This is a genomic window from Flavobacterium sp. WC2509, assembly GCF_052683105.1.
Window position 1 is genome coordinate 1,107,882 of the sequence record NZ_JBQZFG010000001.1, and the last position, 16,054, is coordinate 1,123,935.

General features: G+C 32.5%; 14 protein-coding genes. 8 read left to right on the forward strand and 6 right to left on the reverse strand.

What is annotated here, in order from left to right:
* Nucleotides 1-41: 41 nt before the first annotated feature.
* Together carB and rpmH are read right to left on the reverse strand one after the other, a co-directional pair.
* Nucleotides 42-2,897 carry a carbamoyl-phosphate synthase large subunit gene (gene carB, locus ACUN3A_RS04415; RefSeq protein WP_445550131.1) on the reverse strand — a complete coding sequence of 952 codons (2,856 nt, stop codon included), beginning with the start codon at nt 2,895-2,897 and terminating at the stop codon, nt 42-44.
* A 150-nt stretch (nt 2,898-3,047) separates the two neighbouring features.
* Nucleotides 3,048-3,209, reverse strand: coding sequence for a 50S ribosomal protein L34 (gene rpmH / locus ACUN3A_RS04420; protein WP_008464848.1), 162 nt, complete (start codon nt 3,207-3,209; stop codon nt 3,048-3,050).
* Nucleotides 3,210-3,374: 165 nt separating this feature from the next.
* Here rpmH and ACUN3A_RS04425 point away from each other — a divergent pair, with 165 nt between their 5' ends.
* Both ACUN3A_RS04425 and ACUN3A_RS04430 read left to right on the forward strand, forming a co-directional pair.
* Complete coding sequence (locus tag ACUN3A_RS04425; protein WP_445550132.1) at nt 3,375-3,890, forward strand: DUF2892 domain-containing protein; 516 nt, start codon at nt 3,375-3,377, stop codon at nt 3,888-3,890.
* Nucleotides 3,891-4,049: 159 nt separating this feature from the next.
* Entirely contained in the window at nt 4,050-4,751 is a 702-nt protein-coding gene (locus tag ACUN3A_RS04430; RefSeq protein ID WP_445550133.1) for a TlpA family protein disulfide reductase, read from the forward strand.
* Here the strand turns inward: ACUN3A_RS04430 and ACUN3A_RS04435 are convergent.
* On the reverse strand, nt 4,748-5,431 hold the full coding sequence (locus ACUN3A_RS04435; protein WP_445550134.1) for an alpha/beta hydrolase: 684 nt from the start codon (nt 5,429-5,431) through the stop codon (nt 4,748-4,750). The two genes, ACUN3A_RS04430 and ACUN3A_RS04435, sit on opposite strands and share 4 nt — an antisense overlap.
* Nucleotides 5,432-5,688: 257 nt before the next feature.
* Here ACUN3A_RS04435 and ACUN3A_RS04440 point away from each other — a divergent pair, with 257 nt between their 5' ends.
* Entirely contained in the window at nt 5,689-5,991 is a 303-nt protein-coding gene (locus tag ACUN3A_RS04440) for a GNAT family N-acetyltransferase (RefSeq protein ID WP_445550135.1), read from the forward strand.
* Nucleotides 5,992-6,043: 52 nt separating this feature from the next.
* Here ACUN3A_RS04440 and ACUN3A_RS04445 read toward each other — a convergent pair whose 3' ends face one another.
* The 3 genes from ACUN3A_RS04445 to ACUN3A_RS04455 form a co-directional block, all read right to left on the reverse strand.
* Nucleotides 6,044-7,678 carry an ABC-F family ATP-binding cassette domain-containing protein gene (locus ACUN3A_RS04445; protein ID WP_445550136.1) on the reverse strand — a complete coding sequence of 545 codons (1,635 nt, stop codon included), beginning with the start codon at nt 7,676-7,678 and terminating at the stop codon, nt 6,044-6,046.
* 191 nt (nt 7,679-7,869) lie between these two features.
* Complete coding sequence (locus ACUN3A_RS04450) at nt 7,870-9,045, reverse strand: GlmU family protein (RefSeq protein ID WP_445550137.1); 1,176 nt, start codon at nt 9,043-9,045, stop codon at nt 7,870-7,872.
* Nucleotides 9,046-9,217: 172 nt separating this feature from the next.
* Nucleotides 9,218-9,469, reverse strand: a complete 252-nt coding sequence (locus tag ACUN3A_RS04455; RefSeq protein WP_115814559.1) for a type B 50S ribosomal protein L31 — start codon at nt 9,467-9,469, stop codon at nt 9,218-9,220.
* Between the two features lie 239 nt (nt 9,470-9,708).
* Between ACUN3A_RS04455 and ACUN3A_RS04460 the strand changes: the two genes are divergently transcribed.
* The 5 genes from ACUN3A_RS04460 to ACUN3A_RS04480 all read left to right on the forward strand — a co-directional run bounded on the left by ACUN3A_RS04460 (nt 9,709) and on the right by ACUN3A_RS04480 (nt 15,943).
* Nucleotides 9,709-10,251 carry a DUF4199 domain-containing protein gene (locus ACUN3A_RS04460; RefSeq protein WP_445550138.1) on the forward strand — a complete coding sequence of 181 codons (543 nt, stop codon included), beginning with the start codon at nt 9,709-9,711 and terminating at the stop codon, nt 10,249-10,251.
* Nucleotides 10,252-10,254: 3 nt separating this feature from the next.
* On the forward strand, nt 10,255-11,211 hold the full coding sequence (locus tag ACUN3A_RS04465; protein ID WP_445550139.1) for a glycosyltransferase family 2 protein: 957 nt from the start codon (nt 10,255-10,257) through the stop codon (nt 11,209-11,211).
* Nucleotides 11,212-11,538: 327 nt separating this feature from the next.
* A complete protein-coding gene (locus ACUN3A_RS04470) occupies nt 11,539-13,266 on the forward strand; it encodes a phospho-sugar mutase (protein ID WP_445550140.1) in 1,728 nt (575 codons plus the stop codon).
* A 79-nt stretch (nt 13,267-13,345) separates the two neighbouring features.
* Nucleotides 13,346-15,172, forward strand: a complete 1,827-nt coding sequence (locus ACUN3A_RS04475) for an ABC transporter ATP-binding protein (RefSeq protein ID WP_445550141.1) — start codon at nt 13,346-13,348, stop codon at nt 15,170-15,172.
* Between the two features lie 69 nt (nt 15,173-15,241).
* On the forward strand, nt 15,242-15,943 hold the full coding sequence (locus ACUN3A_RS04480) for a DUF2971 domain-containing protein (protein ID WP_445550142.1): 702 nt from the start codon (nt 15,242-15,244) through the stop codon (nt 15,941-15,943).
* The last annotated feature ends 111 nt before the right edge of the window (nt 15,944-16,054 follow it).

Genomic DNA, 16,054 nt, shown 5'->3' on the forward strand with positions numbered 1-16,054 from the left:
AGCCTCGAAAACGAGGCTTTTTTTATATCAGAATTTGAATCTTATTTACTCAAATACATTTTTCTTCTAGAGTACAATTCGTAGAATTGATCGTCTTTCAAGTCTTCAATAAACAAGATACTTTCTCCTGTAGATTTCATTTCTGGCCCTAATGCTTTATTCACATTTTGGAACTTGCTGAAAGAGAAAACTGGTTGTTTAATTGCATATCCTTTTAATTGTGGATTGAAATCAAAATCAGTTACTTTCTTTTCACCCAACATTACTTTAGTAGCATAGTTCACATAAGGCTCTCCGTAAGCTTTTGCAATAAACGGAACCGTACGAGACGCTCTAGGATTTGCTTCAATAATATAAACAGTATCGTCTTTTATCGCAAACTGAATATTAATCAAACCAACAGTTTTTAATGCTTTAGCAATTTTAAAAGTATGATCTTTTATTTGTTGCATTACAAATTCACCCAAGTTGAACGGTGGTAAAGTAGCATTACTATCTCCCGAGTGAACTCCACAAGGTTCGATATGCTCCATAATTCCTATGATATACACATTACCATCAGCATCACAAATTGCATCTGCTTCCGCTTCGATTGCTCCAGCCAAATAATGGTCTAACAGCAATTTATTACCTGGAATCTGTTTCAATAAGTTGATAACGTGCTCTTCTAATTCTTTTTTATTGATTACGATTTTCATTCCCTGACCACCCAATACATAAGAAGGACGAATCAATAACGGGAAGTCTAAAGTATCAGCCAACGCAGAAGCTTCATCTGCCGTTTCAGCAATTCCAAATTTCGGGAAAGGAATGTGTAATTCTGTCAATAAATCTGAGAAACGTCCTCTGTCTTCGGCTAAATCCAAAGCATCGAAACTTGTTCCTATAATTTTTACTCCGTATTTAGATAATTTTTCAGCTAATTTCAAAGCCGTTTGACCACCTAATTGCACGATTACACCTTCTGGTTTTTCGTGTTGGATGATATCGTAAATATGCTCCCAAAATACTGGCTCGAAATATAATTTATCCGCTGTATCAAAATCAGTCGAAACCGTTTCTGGATTACAGTTAATCATGATGGTTTCATAACCACATTCTTTGGCTGCCAAAACTCCGTGAACACAAGAATAATCAAACTCGATTCCTTGTCCAATTCGGTTTGGTCCAGAACCTAGTACTATAATTTTCTTTTTATCAGTTACAATACTTTCATTATCCACATAACGCTCTCCGTTAGCTTTTTCAATTTCAGCTTCAAAAGTAGAGTAATAATAAGGTGTTTTAGCTTTAAATTCTGCTGCACAAGTATCAACCAATTTGAATACACGGTTAATATCCATTGACATACGCAAAGAATGCACTTCACTCTCCTTTGCCCCCATCATGTGAGCAATCTGTCTGTCAGCAAAACCTTTTTGTTTCGCTTCAAGCAATAATTCTTTTGGTAAAGATTGTATAGTGTAGTTAGAAATTTCTTTTTCTAAAACATAAAGTTCTTCGTATTGTTTCAAGAACCACATATCGATTTTGGTAATTTCATGAATACGACTCAATGGAATTCCCATTGCGATTGCATCATAAATTACGAAAACACGATCCCAGCTTGCAAAAGTCAATTTCTCGATAATTTGCTCGTAGTTTGTATATCCTTTTCCGTCAGCACCAAGACCGTTTCTTTTGATTTCTAATGATTGAGTAGCTTTGTGTAAAGCTTCTTGGAACGAACGTCCAATTCCCATTACCTCACCTACCGATTTCATTTGAAGTCCTAAAGTTCTGTCTGCTCCTTCAAATTTATCAAAGTTCCAACGTGGTATTTTTACGATTACATAATCTAAAGTCGGCTCGAATAAAGCAGAAGTAGATTTTGTAATTTGGTTTTGCAATTCATCAAGATTATATCCTAAAGCAAGTTTAGAAGCGATTTTTGCAATTGGATATCCAGTTGCTTTTGATGCCAAAGCAGATGAACGAGATACACGAGGATTGATTTCAATCGCAACGATATCTTCTTTTTCGTCTGGTGAAACTGCAAACTGTACATTACAACCTCCTGCAAAATTTCCGATACTACGCATCATTAAGATAGCGTAATCACGTAATTTTTGGAATGTGGTATCAGACAATGTCATTGCTGGCGCTACAGTAATTGAATCTCCCGTATGAATTCCCATCGGGTCCATATTTTCGATAGAACAGATAATTACAACATTGTCATTTTTATCTCTTAACAACTCCAATTCATATTCTTTCCATCCAATTAAAGCTTTGTCAATCAAAACTTCGTGAATAGGAGACATTTCTAATCCGTAAGTAAGTTTTTCGTCAAACTCTTCTTTTGTATGTACAAATGCTGCTCCAGTTCCTCCAAGAGTAAAAGATGGACGAATTACTAATGGAAAACCAAATTCCTGTGCAATTTCTTTTCCTTCCAAGAAAGAAGTAGCTGTTTTTGCTGGTGCAGTAGGAACATTTATTTTTTGAAGCAATTGTTTAAACTGCTCTCTATCTTCGGTAATATTGATGGCATTTACATCTACACCAATCATTCGTACTCCAAAATCTTGCCAAATTCCTTTTTCGTCAGCCTCCAAACATAAATTCAAAGCCGTTTGTCCTCCCATTGTTGGCAAAACTGCATCAATTTGTGGATGTTCCTTCAGAATTTCAATAATCGATTTTGTCGTTAAAGGTTTCAAATAAACATGATCCGCCATTGAAGGATCTGTCATAATTGTAGCTGGATTGGAGTTAATTAAAATTACTTCAATTCCTTCTTCACGGATCGAACGGGCAGATTGAGATCCAGCATAATCGAATTCGCATGCTTGACCAATTACAATCGGACCTGAACCAATTATTAAAACGGATTTAATGGATGTGTCTTTTGGCATTTTTTTTTATTATTGGAGTTATATTTTATCACTTAGAATCTGAAATTTGTTATAAAAAACAAAAATCAAACTTTTAAACAGTAGTACCGCTTGGGTATAAAAAAAGGCGATACTAAAAAAAGTAACGCCTTATAGATGTTTATACAAACATTATTTTTTGTGTCTTGGTTCAGAAGAAACAGTCAATTTATGTCTTCCTTTAGCTCTTCTACGCGCTAGAACTTTTCTTCCATTAGCAGAAGCCATTCTATCCATAAATCCGTGTTTATTTCTTCTTTTTCTTTTCGATGGTTGAAACGTTCTTTTGCTCATTGCTTTGTATATTTAAAATCTTAATTAAGTGTCTGTTTATTTTTGAATAACCGTTATTCTAAAACCGAGTGCAAATATACAAAGACTTTTTTTTCTGGCAAGCAGTTTTTAAAAAATATTTTTAATTCCTTTTACTATCTTTGCAACCATAAATAATTATACATTATGTTTCATAAAAATATTAAACTTATTATCGCTGGGCTTATTATAATTACTAGCATCTGGCAATTTACCGAAAGTAATATTGGGAACGGAATCTTCCTGATTTTATTGTCTGGAATCCCTATTTTTCTATACTTCAAAAACGAATTTATTCTTCTTGCCTTTTTAAAACTCAGAAAACAAGACTTTGAAGGCGCTAAAAAATGGCTAAATTACATTAAAAACCCAGAAACTGCCTTAGTTAGAAAACAACAAGGATATTTCAATTACCTACACGGAATTATGCTTTCGCAAACTAACATCAATCAAGCGGAAAAATATTTCAAAAAAGCAATCGAACTTGGTCTATCAATGGATATGGATTTAGCTGTCGCTAAATTAAATCTAGCTGGAGTTGCCATGACCCGCAGAAGAAAACTAGAAGCTACTGCTTTACTAAATGAAGCAAAAAAATTAGATAAACAAAATATGCTTAAGGATCAAATTGTTATGATGAAAGAGCAAATGAAAAAGATATAATCCTACAATTAATTTCATAAAAAAGCGTTCTAACTTTAATTAGAACGCTTTTTTTATGGCTTTAACTCACTTAAACGGATTTATTTGCCTTTAATCGATTAGCTGTAAAATCATAATAAAATTTATTTACTTTCGTAGATTACTTAATTCCAAAGGTTTATGCAAAAATCATTACTTACTCTATTGTTTCTTTTTAATCTGTATTCCTCATATAGTCAAGACACAATTACGTATTTTACTGATGCAATAAAAAAAAACATAACACCTTACAAAATAGCTTCAAATAAAGCTTACGAAAGCAATAACATTACAGAAGGAAAAATGCTTTTCGATTCTTTGGTAAAAACAAAACTTGTAGGAACAAAATTCGATGATTTTAACCTAAAAGTTTACAAAGAAAAAAATGTAAAAATAAACCGAATCAATAAACCTATATTTATAATAACCTATTCTTCATGGTGTGTAATTCCAAAAGGAGAAATTCCTGCCCTAAACATATTAGCAAAAGAACATCGTAACGACATGCAATTTATTGTAGTTTTTTGGGATAAAAAAAGTGACTTAAAAAACATTGCTTATAAATTTAGCAGCAATATCAAAGTATGTTATGCAAATGAATATTATTCAAAAGACTCACATATTATTTCATCTATCAAACATACTCTTGGCTTCCCAACATCTATATTTATTGATGAAAATAAAAATGTAATCAGTGTTAAACATTTTGAAAACAACACAAAAATAAAAACACCTATAAAAGAAGCGATAATCTCTAGCTACAACTACTTTAGCAAAGACATCAATGAAAACCTTGTTAGTGCAGCATCAAACAACAAAAGCTTTACCACTACAAGTAATTAACTACTAGGTTTTTCAATCAATTTATTACCCAAAATAATCTGAGGTAAATTTTCATTTAACCACTTGTATTTATTTAGAATCATAATGTGAGTTCCTCCCTTTACAACAATACAATTTTCAATGTATTTTATTGGAAAAACATCATCCGCATCTCCATGAATGTGAATCACATCAGGATTAACAACTTTTCTCTCCCATAAAATCACTTGCTCAATTGCCCAATCCAAATAATGCACATCTCTCACAGAAAGAAATTTTTCATATAATTTAAGTCTTTTATTTACTTTTTTTCCAAAAGAAAATCTAACCAAGCTTTCAATATTTTGAACCAAACCAATAGGAATCAACTTATAAGCTTTTGTCTTTTTTGCTAAAATCATTCTTTTTGGAAACTCCAAGCAACTTTTTACACTCGAAATAATTATAACTTTCCGAACCTTAATAAAACTAGCCATTTCCTGAACCAAAATACCTCCAAAAGAAACACCTATCAAAACTGGGTTTTCATGAACAATCTTTTGAGCCATTCGCTTGGCATACTCTTTTAAAGTTTCCTTTTCATTTGGAATTTCCCATTCTAAAAAAAACATTTCAAACTCAGACTCAGGAAGTTTTATTCGCTCAAAAATAGCCACACTTGCTGCTAAACCTGGCATAAAATAAACTGGAATCTTATTCATATAAATGTAAATTGATTTTTATTTTGAGATATGGAGACCAACTCTTCTCTCTATTTATAATTCTTTAAAATTAAAATTTTATTCTCTTTTATCGATTACTTCTGACAGCATTTATAAAATAATATTATTCAAACGAATATACACTTCAATATGTATACTAAATTAGTCTTAAAAACAATTAATACTGAAAACCAAATGATTACATTTGCATCTCCAATTGAATACTCTATTCAATTTACTTCTCAAATACCAAAAAAATGGAAACAATAACAAAATTAGAAATAAAAGACAATGCTTTTGCCAGACAATTTGAAACAAAAGTAGAGACTGGAATAATTTCATTGGAATATTCCTTTCAAGAGAAAAAAATATTTTTAACTAAAATTAATGTTCCCGAAAATTACGATGACGAAGCGTTTATTTCAAATTTCCTAAAGAATATAATGGAAATTGCCATTGAGAAAAAATGGAAAGTAGTACCTATTCTACCAAAAACAGTAGCTTTCATTAAAAAAAATCCTATTTACAAAGAATTACTTCCACCTGGAATAAGAATATAAAAAAAAGAGGCTGTTTTATACAAAACAGCCTCTTTTACTTTTAATCTAAAATTTATTTTTCAATTTCTTTCATACTATCCATTTTCTTGTGAGCCAAGAAACCGGTTATATCTTCAAAATGTTCTACAACACGTTTGTTTCCAAATTCAAAAACTTTGGTAGCCAATCCGTCAAGGAAATCACGATCGTGGGAAACTAATATCAAAGTTCCGTCAAAATCACGTAAAGCATCCTTGATAATATCTTTAGTTTTCATATCCAAGTGATTCGAAGGCTCATCGAGAATCAATAAATTCACAGGTTCAAGCAATAATTTAATCATTGCCAAACGTGTTTTTTCTCCTCCAGAAAGCACTTTAACTTTCTTAGTAATATCATCACCATGAAACATGAAAGCTCCAAGGATGTTTTTTATTTGCGTTCTCACATCACCAACTGCAATATCATCTATAGTTTCAAAAATAGTAGCATTTTCATCTAATAAAGCCGCTTGATTTTGAGCAAAATATCCAATTTGAGAATTATGTCCAATTTCTACAGAACCATTATCAGGAGCAAACTCCTTCATTATAGCTTTAATCATAGTAGATTTACCTTCTCCATTTTTCCCAACAAAGGCTACTTTTTGACCTCTTTCGATAACAATATTTGCATCTTTAAAAACCACATGATCGCCATACGATTTAGACATATCTTTTACAATAACAGGATATTGCCCAGAACGTGCAGCTGGTGGGAATTTTAACTTCAATGCCGAAGTATCTACTTCATCGACCTGCACAATAACTAATTTTTCAAGCATTTTCACTCTCGACTGAACCGCATCTGTTTTAGAAAATGTCCCTTTAAATCGGTCGATAAAAGTTCTATTATCAGCAATCATTTTTTGCTGCTCATCATAGGCTTTTTGCTGATGAAGACGACGGTCTTTTCTCAACTCTAAATAATGAGTATATTTTGCTTTATAATCATAAATACGCCCCATTGTCACTTCAATAGTACGATTGGTAATATTATCCACAAAAGCTCTATCGTGCGAAATAACAACAACCGCTTTAGCCGAATTAATCAAGAAATCTTCCAACCATTGAATACTTTCGATATCCATGTGATTCGTAGGCTCATCCAGCAAAATTAAATCAGGTTTTTGCAAAAGGATTTTAGCTAATTCAATTCTCATTCTCCATCCTCCAGAAAATTCAGAAGTTTGACGAGCAAAATCTTCACGAACAAAACCAAGACCAATTAGAATTTTCTCTACTTCAGCTTCATAATTTACCTCTTCAATTGCATAATATTTCTCACTTAAGTCTGAAACTCTTTCGATTAATTTCATATACGCATCACTTTCATAATCGGTACGAATAGTCAATTGCTCATTAATTTCATCTATTTCGGATTTCATGCTAAAGATTTCACCAAAAGCTTTTGAAGCTTCTTCCATCACCGTAGCACCATCTGTAGTCAATAAATGCTGTGGCAAATAAGCAACAACTGCATCTTTTGGCACAGAAACATTTCCAGTAGAAGGTTTTCCTTGTCCTGCAATAATTTTTAAAAGTGTTGATTTACCAGCACCATTTTTACCCATAAGGGCAATTTTGTCATTTTCATTTATTGCAAAAGAAACATCACTAAAAAGTGTAGTTCCTCCAAATTGAACCGAAATATCGTTAATTGTAATCATTTAGATTTTTAGATTTTAGACTGCTTAGATTTTTAGACTCTTAGCAAGTATTTTTTTGAAAGCGCAAAGATAGATTAATTAGATAATTAGACAATTTGATAATTAGATAATTTCAAAACAAAAAACTCCGCAAAGCATTCAGCCTTACGGAGCATTATCTAATTATCAAATTGTCTAATTATCTTATTATTTTACTCTTTTCTCCATTTTTTTGATTCCTCAAAAATATGTTCCAAGATTGCCTCTTCTTTTTCATCAAACTCTACATTTCTTCGGCTCATTACTAATCTTGCAGTTTCAAATGCTTTTTTGGTAACATAAGTCGTAAATCCTGTTGATCCACCCCAAGAAAAACTTGGCACGAAATTACGAGGAAAACCACTTCCAAAAATATTAACACTCACTCCTACTACCGTTCCAGTATTAAACATTGTATTAATTCCGCATTTACTATGATCACCCATCATCAAACCACAAAACTGAAGACCTGTTTTTGCAAAACTTTCCGTTTCATAACTCCACAATTTTACTTCTTCGTAATTATTTTTTAGATTAGAATTATTACTATCAGCACCAATATTACACCATTCTCCTAATACCGAATCTCCAAGAAATCCATCATGCCCTTTATTTGAATACGCAAAAAGAACTGCATTTTTTACTTCACCCCCAATTCTAGAATAAGGCCCAACAGTAGTTGCTCCATAGACTTTGGCTCCCATTTTCACTCCTGCTCCTTCACATAAAGCAAATGGCCCACGAATAATTGACCCTTCCATAATTTCAGAATCTTTACCTATATATATAGGACCTGTAGAAGCATTTAAGGTTACAAACTCTAATTTAGCTCCTTCTTCAATAAAAACATTCTCTGGAGCAATTACATTTACACTTTTAGGTATAGGTTGAGATTTTCTATCTTCTGTCAAAAATTGGAAATCTTCACGAATCGCAGCGCCATTATTCGAGAATATATCCCAAGTATTTTCAATAGTAATTACTTCTCCCTTATATTCTATTATTTCATAATCATCAAAATCAACTGATTCCTGTTCATCATTTGCATAAAAAGCAACTACATCATCCCTTCTAAAAATAGCCTGATTAGGACCTAAATCACTAACCATATCAGCTAAAATAGCATTAGGCAAAAAAGAAGCATTGATCATTACATTCTCTTCCAATTCAACCATTGGGAATTTCTCTGACAAATATTCCTCGGTAAGTGTAGTCGTTGTAGATCCCAAATGCGCTTCCCATTTTTGACGAATTGTCATAATACCAACTAAAATGTCGGCAACCGGTCGGGTAAAAGTAAAAGGTAACAATGCATTTCGAGCGGGACCGTCAAAAAGTATGTAGTTCATAAATTAAATTAATAAATTATTAAAAAGGGATTTGGTTATCACCGCAAAGTTACAATTATTTTTAAATGTTTACGGAGCTACACTGATCCAAACATCGAGAATTTAGAAACTAAAAAACATAAAAAAGCCTCGTAAATTACGAGGCTTTAGAAATATTTTGAACCAGCTAAAATTATTTAGCGTGTTTAGCGTATTTAGTTTTGAATTTATCAATACGTCCTGCAGTATCGATAAGTTTAGATTTACCTGTGTAAAAAGGGTGAGAAGTTCTAGAAATCTCCATTTTCACAACTGGATATTCAACACCTTCGTGAATGATAGTTTCTTTAGTATCAGCAGTAGATTTAGTGATAAAAACATCTTCGTTTGACATGTCTTTAAAAGCAACTAATCTGTAATTTTCTGGGTGTACACCTTTTTTCATCTTGAATCTTTTTTATTTGTTTGGTTATAACTTGTCTTGAAGCTTTTCTTCTAACAGAAAAGGTATAAACTTATTATAACTTTTTGTTTTACAATATTATTTTGAGTTTGCAAATTTACACTTATTTTTTAATATACAAACCTTAAGCGCTACTTTTTTTATATCGGCTCAAAAATCATTTTTTACACTCCATTATATTGGGAATTGCTATATTTGTAGATTAAAAAAAAAGAGTCTTTATGGAAAAAAATACATCTCCTGCAAAATCCGGAATTATTTTTGGCGTTTTGTTCGGTGTAATTATGGTTTTGGAATTTACAATTATGTATGTAATTGGCATGAAATCGTTGGTAAATACCATGTTTGGAACTGTTGTAAACATAGCCAATTATCTTATACTACCTATTGCATTCATTTTTTTAGGTTGCAACAACTACAAGAAAAACATAAATAATGGTTTTGTCTCTTTTGGTGAATGCCTTAAAATTGGAGTTTCTATTACATTTATTGCTGCACTTATATACGCTGCTTTTAGTGTGATCTTTAATTTAATTTTCCCTGAATTTGTTGATGAAATGGTGGCAATTACAAGAGATGGTATGCTAAAGAGTAATCCAAACCTTACCAGCGAACAAATAGAATCTGGTTTGGCGATGATGAAAAAATTTACAAATCCTTTTATTGTTTTTCCAGTAACACTCGCAATGTATTCTTTCATTGGTTTATTTTACTCTCTTATAATAGGTATGGTTTTAAAAAACGATAAACCTCAAAGTCTCTAATTAATGAATTTATCAATCCTCATACCACTTCTAAACGAAGAGGAATCTTTACAAGAATTGTACACTTGGATCATTTCGACAATGAAGTCTAACAATTATAGTTATGAAATCATTTTTCTGGATGACGGAAGTACTGATGAATCCTGGAATATTATTTCAGGATTTGCCAATGAAAACCCTAATGTAAAAGGGATTCGCTTCATGAAAAATTTCGGAAAGTCACAAGCATTGCATGCAGGTTTTGCTAAGGCAAAAGGTGATGTAATCATTACTATGGATGCCGATCTACAGGATAGCCCAGATGAGATTCCAGGTTTATATGAAATGATTACCAAAGAAAAATATGATTTGGTTTCAGGTTGGAAAAAGAAACGATACGATTCAGTTGTAGCCAAAAATATTCCTTCAAAACTATTTAATTGGGCTGCCAGAAAAACATCTGGAGTGGAATTGAATGATTTTAACTGCGGATTGAAAGCCTACAAAAATGTAGTGGTAAAAAACATAGAAGTATCTGGCGAAATGCATCGATACATTCCAGTTTTGGCCAAGAATGCCGGTTTTGGTAAAATTGGTGAAAAAGTAGTGCAGCATCAAGCCAGAAAATATGGAGAAACCAAATTTGGAATGGAACGTTTCATCAATGGTTTCTTAGATTTGATTACGATTTGGTTTCTTTCCCGATTTGGAAAAAGACCCATGCATTTATTCGGCGCCATAGGTTCCTTAATGTTTATCATTGGTTTTTTTGCAGCAGGATATATTGGTTTTTCAAAATTATATCATATGTATAATGGTATGAAATATACTTTGGTTACAAATAATCCATGGTTTTTTATAGCCTTGACAACGATGGTTTTGGGAACACAATTATTTTTGGCAGGATTTCTGGGTGAAATAATTTTGAGAACCAAAAATAATGAGGAGCGCTACAAAGTATCGACTGAAGTGAATTTTTAACCCTAATATTTTCCGTGTGACAGAACTCTATAAAGTAGAAAACAGCAAGGATTCAGAGTATTAAATTGTCCCTATTTAGGACAAATAAACAAAAAGGAATAAAATAAATATAAGTTATAAAAACTAATTTTCCTGTATTACGGATTCTAGCCCTGATAGTAGCGAAAATCCTTTTTTGAATAAATCTATTTTTTCCTGAACAGGCAGAGCGACCAAAGGAAGCTCCTGACAGTTCTTAGAAAAAAAGATTTAAGAGAAAAAGATTGCAGCGAATAACAGGAATAGCTCCTAAATAAAACAGATTAACAACCTAAAACTAAATATATAATGCACATAGCACAAAACATTTTAGACGCAGTAAACGAATGGTTAACGCCTACGTTCGATAATGAAACTCAAGTTGCCATAAAAGAATTAATGACGACTTCGCCAAAAGATTTAGAAGAGAGTTTTTATAAAAATTTGGAATTTGGAACTGGTGGAATGCGTGGTGTAATGGGTGTTGGAAACAACCGTATCAATAAATACACGCTTGGAAAAAGCACTCAGGGACTTTCTGATTATTTGAAAATTGCTTTTCCAAACCAACCTTTGAAAGCGGTTATTGCTTTTGACTGTCGTCATAATAGTAAATCGTTAGCAAAAGTAGTTGCTGATGTTTTCTCTGCCAATGGTATTCAGGTTTATTTATTTTCGGATTTGAGACCTACGCCAGAATTGTCTTTTGCTCTTAAATATTTAGGCTGCCAATGTGGAATTGTATTAACGGCGTCTCATAATCCCCCAGAATATAATGGTTACAAAGTATATTGGGAAGATGGTGGACAAATTGTTCCTCCGCAAGATGGAGATATTATCAATACTATTGAAAAATTAAATTACAACCAAATCAAATTTGACGCAAACGAAGATTTGATTCAATATATAGATACCGAAGTTGATCAGGCTTTTATAAAATCAACTATCGAAAACGCTAGTTTTGGAACATCACAGGAAGCTAAAGACAATTTGAACATTGTATTTACTTCTTTACACGGAACTTCGATTACTGCTGTTCCTGAAACTTTTAAACAAGCAGGTTATAAAAATGTAAACATTGTTGAAGAACAAAGAGTTCCAAATGGCGACTTTCCAACAGTAAAATCTCCAAACCCTGAAGAACCAGAAGCTTTAGCAATGGCATTGGCATTGGCAGACAAAACCAATTCAGATATTGTTGTTGGAACAGATCCTGATTGCGACAGATTAGGTGTTGCAGTTCGAAACAATGAAGGTAAAATGACTTTATTGAATGGAAACCAAACCATGATTTTGATGACTGCTTTTCTATTGGAAGAATGGAAAAAAGCAGGAAAAATTAACGGAAAACAATTTGTAGGTTCTACTATTGTGTCTACTCCAATGATTATGGAATTAGCTTCGGCTTATGAAGTTGGATTCAAAGTTGGTTTGACTGGTTTTAAATGGATTGCCAAAATGATTAAAGATTTCCCAGAATTGGAATTCATTGGTGGTGGAGAAGAAAGTTTTGGATACATGGTTGGCGATGCCGTACGTGATAAAGATGCTGTTGCAGCTACTTTATTAATTTGCGAATTAGCTGCTCAAGCCAAAGCTAAAGGAAGTACGGTTTACAAAGAATTATTAAAACTATATGTAGAACACGGGTTTTATAAAGAGCATTTGGTTTCGATTACCAAGAAAGGAATGGAAGGTTTAGCTGAAATCAATAAGATGATGATTTCTTTGCGTGAAAATCCTTTGAAAGAAATTAACGGTCAAAGAGTTGTATTGGTGGAAGATTACAAATCATCAATTGCCAAAAACTTGTTTACTGGAGAAGAAGAAACTATTGATATGCCAAAAGCTGATGTATTGATTTACTACACTGAAGATGGTTCTAAAATTTGTGCCAGACCAAGTGGAACAGAGCCTAAAATCAAATTTTACATCAGCGTAAAAACAGAATTAGACTCAGTTGAAAACTTCACTAAAGTTGAGCAGGTCTTAGATGAAAAAATCAAAAATATAATTACTGCAATGCAATTGAGCTAAAAAACTATTGCTTTAAATAAAAATAAACCCGACATTTTCTAAATTTGTCGGGTTTTAATGCCTAAATAACAACTCAATAATGAGCAATTTTAAAAAAATAGTTCCTTTCATATATCCGTATAAAAAATATGCTTTCTTAAACATCTTTTTTAATGTTTTATATGCCATTTTTAGTACACTTTCTTTCATTGCCTTAATACCTATGCTTCAGGTATTGTTTGACAAAACAAAAGAAAACAAAGTAAAACCAGTATATGAAGGTATTCTGAAAATTAAAGAATATGGCAATGACTATTTAAGCTATTACGTTACCTCAACAAAAGATACTCATGAGTCTGGTTACATTTTATTTATAATGGTTGCCATTATCATTTCAATCTTTTTGTTAAAAAACTTAGCCGATTATTTCGCTATGTTCTTCATCACTTTTTTACGAAATGGTGTTTTAAGAGACATGCGAAATGCTTTGTATAAAAAAACACTTGAACTGCCATTAGCTTTTTATTCTGAGAAAAGAAAAGGAGATGTGATTTCGAGAATCTCTGCCGATGTTAACGAGGTACAAAACTCCTTTTTAGCTATACTTGAACTTATTGTAAAAGAACCTCTTACCATTGTTTTTACAATAATTGCCATGCTTATTCTTAGTGCTCAATTGACCATATTTGTTTTTATTTTTATTCCAGTTTCAGGGTATGTAATTTCATTGATTGGAAAACAACTTAAAAAACAATCATCGAAAGCACAACAGGAACAAGGTACTTTTTTATCGACTATAGAAGAAACCATTGGCGGATTGAAAGTGGTAAAAGGATATAATTCTGAAAATTATTTTAATACGGTTTTTCAAAATTCTACAGAACGCTTTTTTACTTTATCAAACAGTATTGGTAATCGCCAAAACTTAGCCTCTCCTGCGAGTGAATTTATGGGAATTACTGTAATTGCCATTTTGCTTTGGTACGGAGGTCAAATGGTTCTGATTGATAAAACGCTTGAAGGGGCTGACTTTATTGCCTACATGGGACTAGCCTATAACATTCTGACACCTGCAAAAGCCATTTCTAAAGCTTCATACGGAGTAAAACGAGGGAACGCGGCAGCAGAACGTGTTTTAGAGATTTTAGACCAAGAAAACCCAATAACTAGTAAAATCGATGCAATAGAAAAAAACACTTTCGATTCGGAAATTGCGATTCAAAATATCAATTTTAAATATGAAGATGAAAACGTTTTAAAAGACTTTTCTCTTACGGTCAAAAAAGGCCAAACCGTTGCCCTTGTCGGACAATCAGGAAGCGGAAAAAGTACTATTGCTAATTTATTGACCCGTTTTTATGATGTTAATGAAGGAACAATTACTATCGACGGAATTCCCATAAAAGACCTGAATCTACAATCGCTACGTGGTTTGATGGGATTGGTAACACAAGACAGTATTTTATTTAATGACACTATAAAAGCAAATATCTCATTAGGAAAATTGAATGCAACCGATGACGAAATTATAGAAGCTTTGAAAATTGCCAATGCCTATGAATTCGTCCAAGATTTACCTCTTGGAATCTACACGAATATTGGTGATAGTGGAAACAAACTTTCTGGTGGTCAAAAACAACGTCTTTCCATTGCTCGTGCTGTATTGAAAAACCCTCCAATTATGATTTTGGACGAGGCAACTTCAGCTTTAGATACCGAAAGCGAAAAATTTGTACAAGTGGCTCTAGAAAACATGATGCAAAACAGAACATCGATCGTTATTGCACACCGTCTTTCTACCATTCAAAAAGCAGATTTGATTGTTGTCATGAAGAAAGGAAAAATTGTTGAACAAGGTAAGCATGAAGAACTTATTGCAATGAATGGCAGTTATAACAAATTAGTAACAATGCAGTCGCTTGAATAATGATTTTAGATTTCAGAATGCTGATTTTAGATTTTTGACAAACTAAAATTTTTAAATCCAAAAAGCAATATGTACCTGAACAATCCCAACATAAAACTTCCACAAGACCAAGATACCATTGTATGGAAATATTTGGACTTGTCGAAGTTTTTAGATTTATTGCTTTCGCGAAAACTATTCATGTCACGCTCGGACAAATTTGAAGATCAATACGAAGGTACATTTAGTGAACCCACATTTGAAGAAATTAAAAAACTTTCTATAAACAATCCAGACTTTTTAAGTTACTATAAAACACATCGGGAAAAAGTCGCTATTAGTAGCTGGCACATCAACGAATACGAATCGTTTGCGATGTGGCAAATTTTCACTCAAGATAGTGAAGGATTAGCCATACAATCTACAATTGGAAGATTGCAAAAAGCATTAAATCCTGAGAATAATTTTGATCAGTATATCGGAGAAGTCAATTATATCGATTACAAAAAAGAATACATTCCATTTGATGATTTGTTTTTCCCCTTTTTGTTCAAAAGAAAAAGTTTCCAATACGAACGTGAAGTACGCATCATTACCGACGTAACCGAAGGTAATATCAAATTAAATGATGGTTTGAAAATAAACGTTGATATCACTCAATTGATCGAGAAAATTTACATTCATCCCAAATCCGAGAATTGGTACAAAAATCTAGTGATTCAATTGGTAAAACAATTGGGATTTGATTTCGAAATTGAGAAATCAGATTTAGAAAGTGATATTTTGATTTAAAAATTTAGAATAATATTTTCATTTGAGCGTGACCCTCCGTAAAAAACTCCGGGTCGGGCTTTACGTTCCCGCTTTTTTTTATTTGGCATAAAAATCGCCAAATAAAAAAAG

What these genes read in the sequence shown, in the direction of transcription:
- ACUN3A_RS04460 (WP_445550138.1), top strand. Translation starts at nt 9,709, where the DNA reads ATGGAAAAAAATACATCTCCTGCAAAATCCGGAATTATTTTTGGCGTT.
- ACUN3A_RS04430 (WP_445550133.1), top strand. Translation starts at nt 4,050, where the DNA reads ATGCAAAAATCATTACTTACTCTATTGTTTCTTTTTAATCTGTATTCC.
- ACUN3A_RS04435 (WP_445550134.1), bottom strand. Translation starts at nt 5,431, where the DNA reads ATGAATAAGATTCCAGTTTATTTTATGCCAGGTTTAGCAGCAAGTGTG.
- ACUN3A_RS04450 (WP_445550137.1), bottom strand. Translation starts at nt 9,045, where the DNA reads ATGAACTACATACTTTTTGACGGTCCCGCTCGAAATGCATTGTTACCT.
- ACUN3A_RS04480 (WP_445550142.1), top strand. Translation starts at nt 15,242, where the DNA reads ATGTACCTGAACAATCCCAACATAAAACTTCCACAAGACCAAGATACC.
- ACUN3A_RS04475 (WP_445550141.1), top strand. Translation starts at nt 13,346, where the DNA reads ATGAGCAATTTTAAAAAAATAGTTCCTTTCATATATCCGTATAAAAAA.
- ACUN3A_RS04465 (WP_445550139.1), top strand. Translation starts at nt 10,255, where the DNA reads ATGAATTTATCAATCCTCATACCACTTCTAAACGAAGAGGAATCTTTA.
- ACUN3A_RS04445 (WP_445550136.1), bottom strand. Translation starts at nt 7,678, where the DNA reads ATGATTACAATTAACGATATTTCGGTTCAATTTGGAGGAACTACACTT.
- ACUN3A_RS04455 (WP_115814559.1), bottom strand. Translation starts at nt 9,469, where the DNA reads ATGAAAAAAGGTGTACACCCAGAAAATTACAGATTAGTTGCTTTTAAA.
- carB (WP_445550131.1), bottom strand. Translation starts at nt 2,897, where the DNA reads ATGCCAAAAGACACATCCATTAAATCCGTTTTAATAATTGGTTCAGGT.
- ACUN3A_RS04425 (WP_445550132.1), top strand. Translation starts at nt 3,375, where the DNA reads ATGTTTCATAAAAATATTAAACTTATTATCGCTGGGCTTATTATAATT.
- rpmH (WP_008464848.1), bottom strand. Translation starts at nt 3,209, where the DNA reads ATGAGCAAAAGAACGTTTCAACCATCGAAAAGAAAAAGAAGAAATAAA.
- ACUN3A_RS04470 (WP_445550140.1), top strand. Translation starts at nt 11,539, where the DNA reads ATGCACATAGCACAAAACATTTTAGACGCAGTAAACGAATGGTTAACG.
- ACUN3A_RS04440 (WP_445550135.1), top strand. Translation starts at nt 5,689, where the DNA reads ATGGAAACAATAACAAAATTAGAAATAAAAGACAATGCTTTTGCCAGA.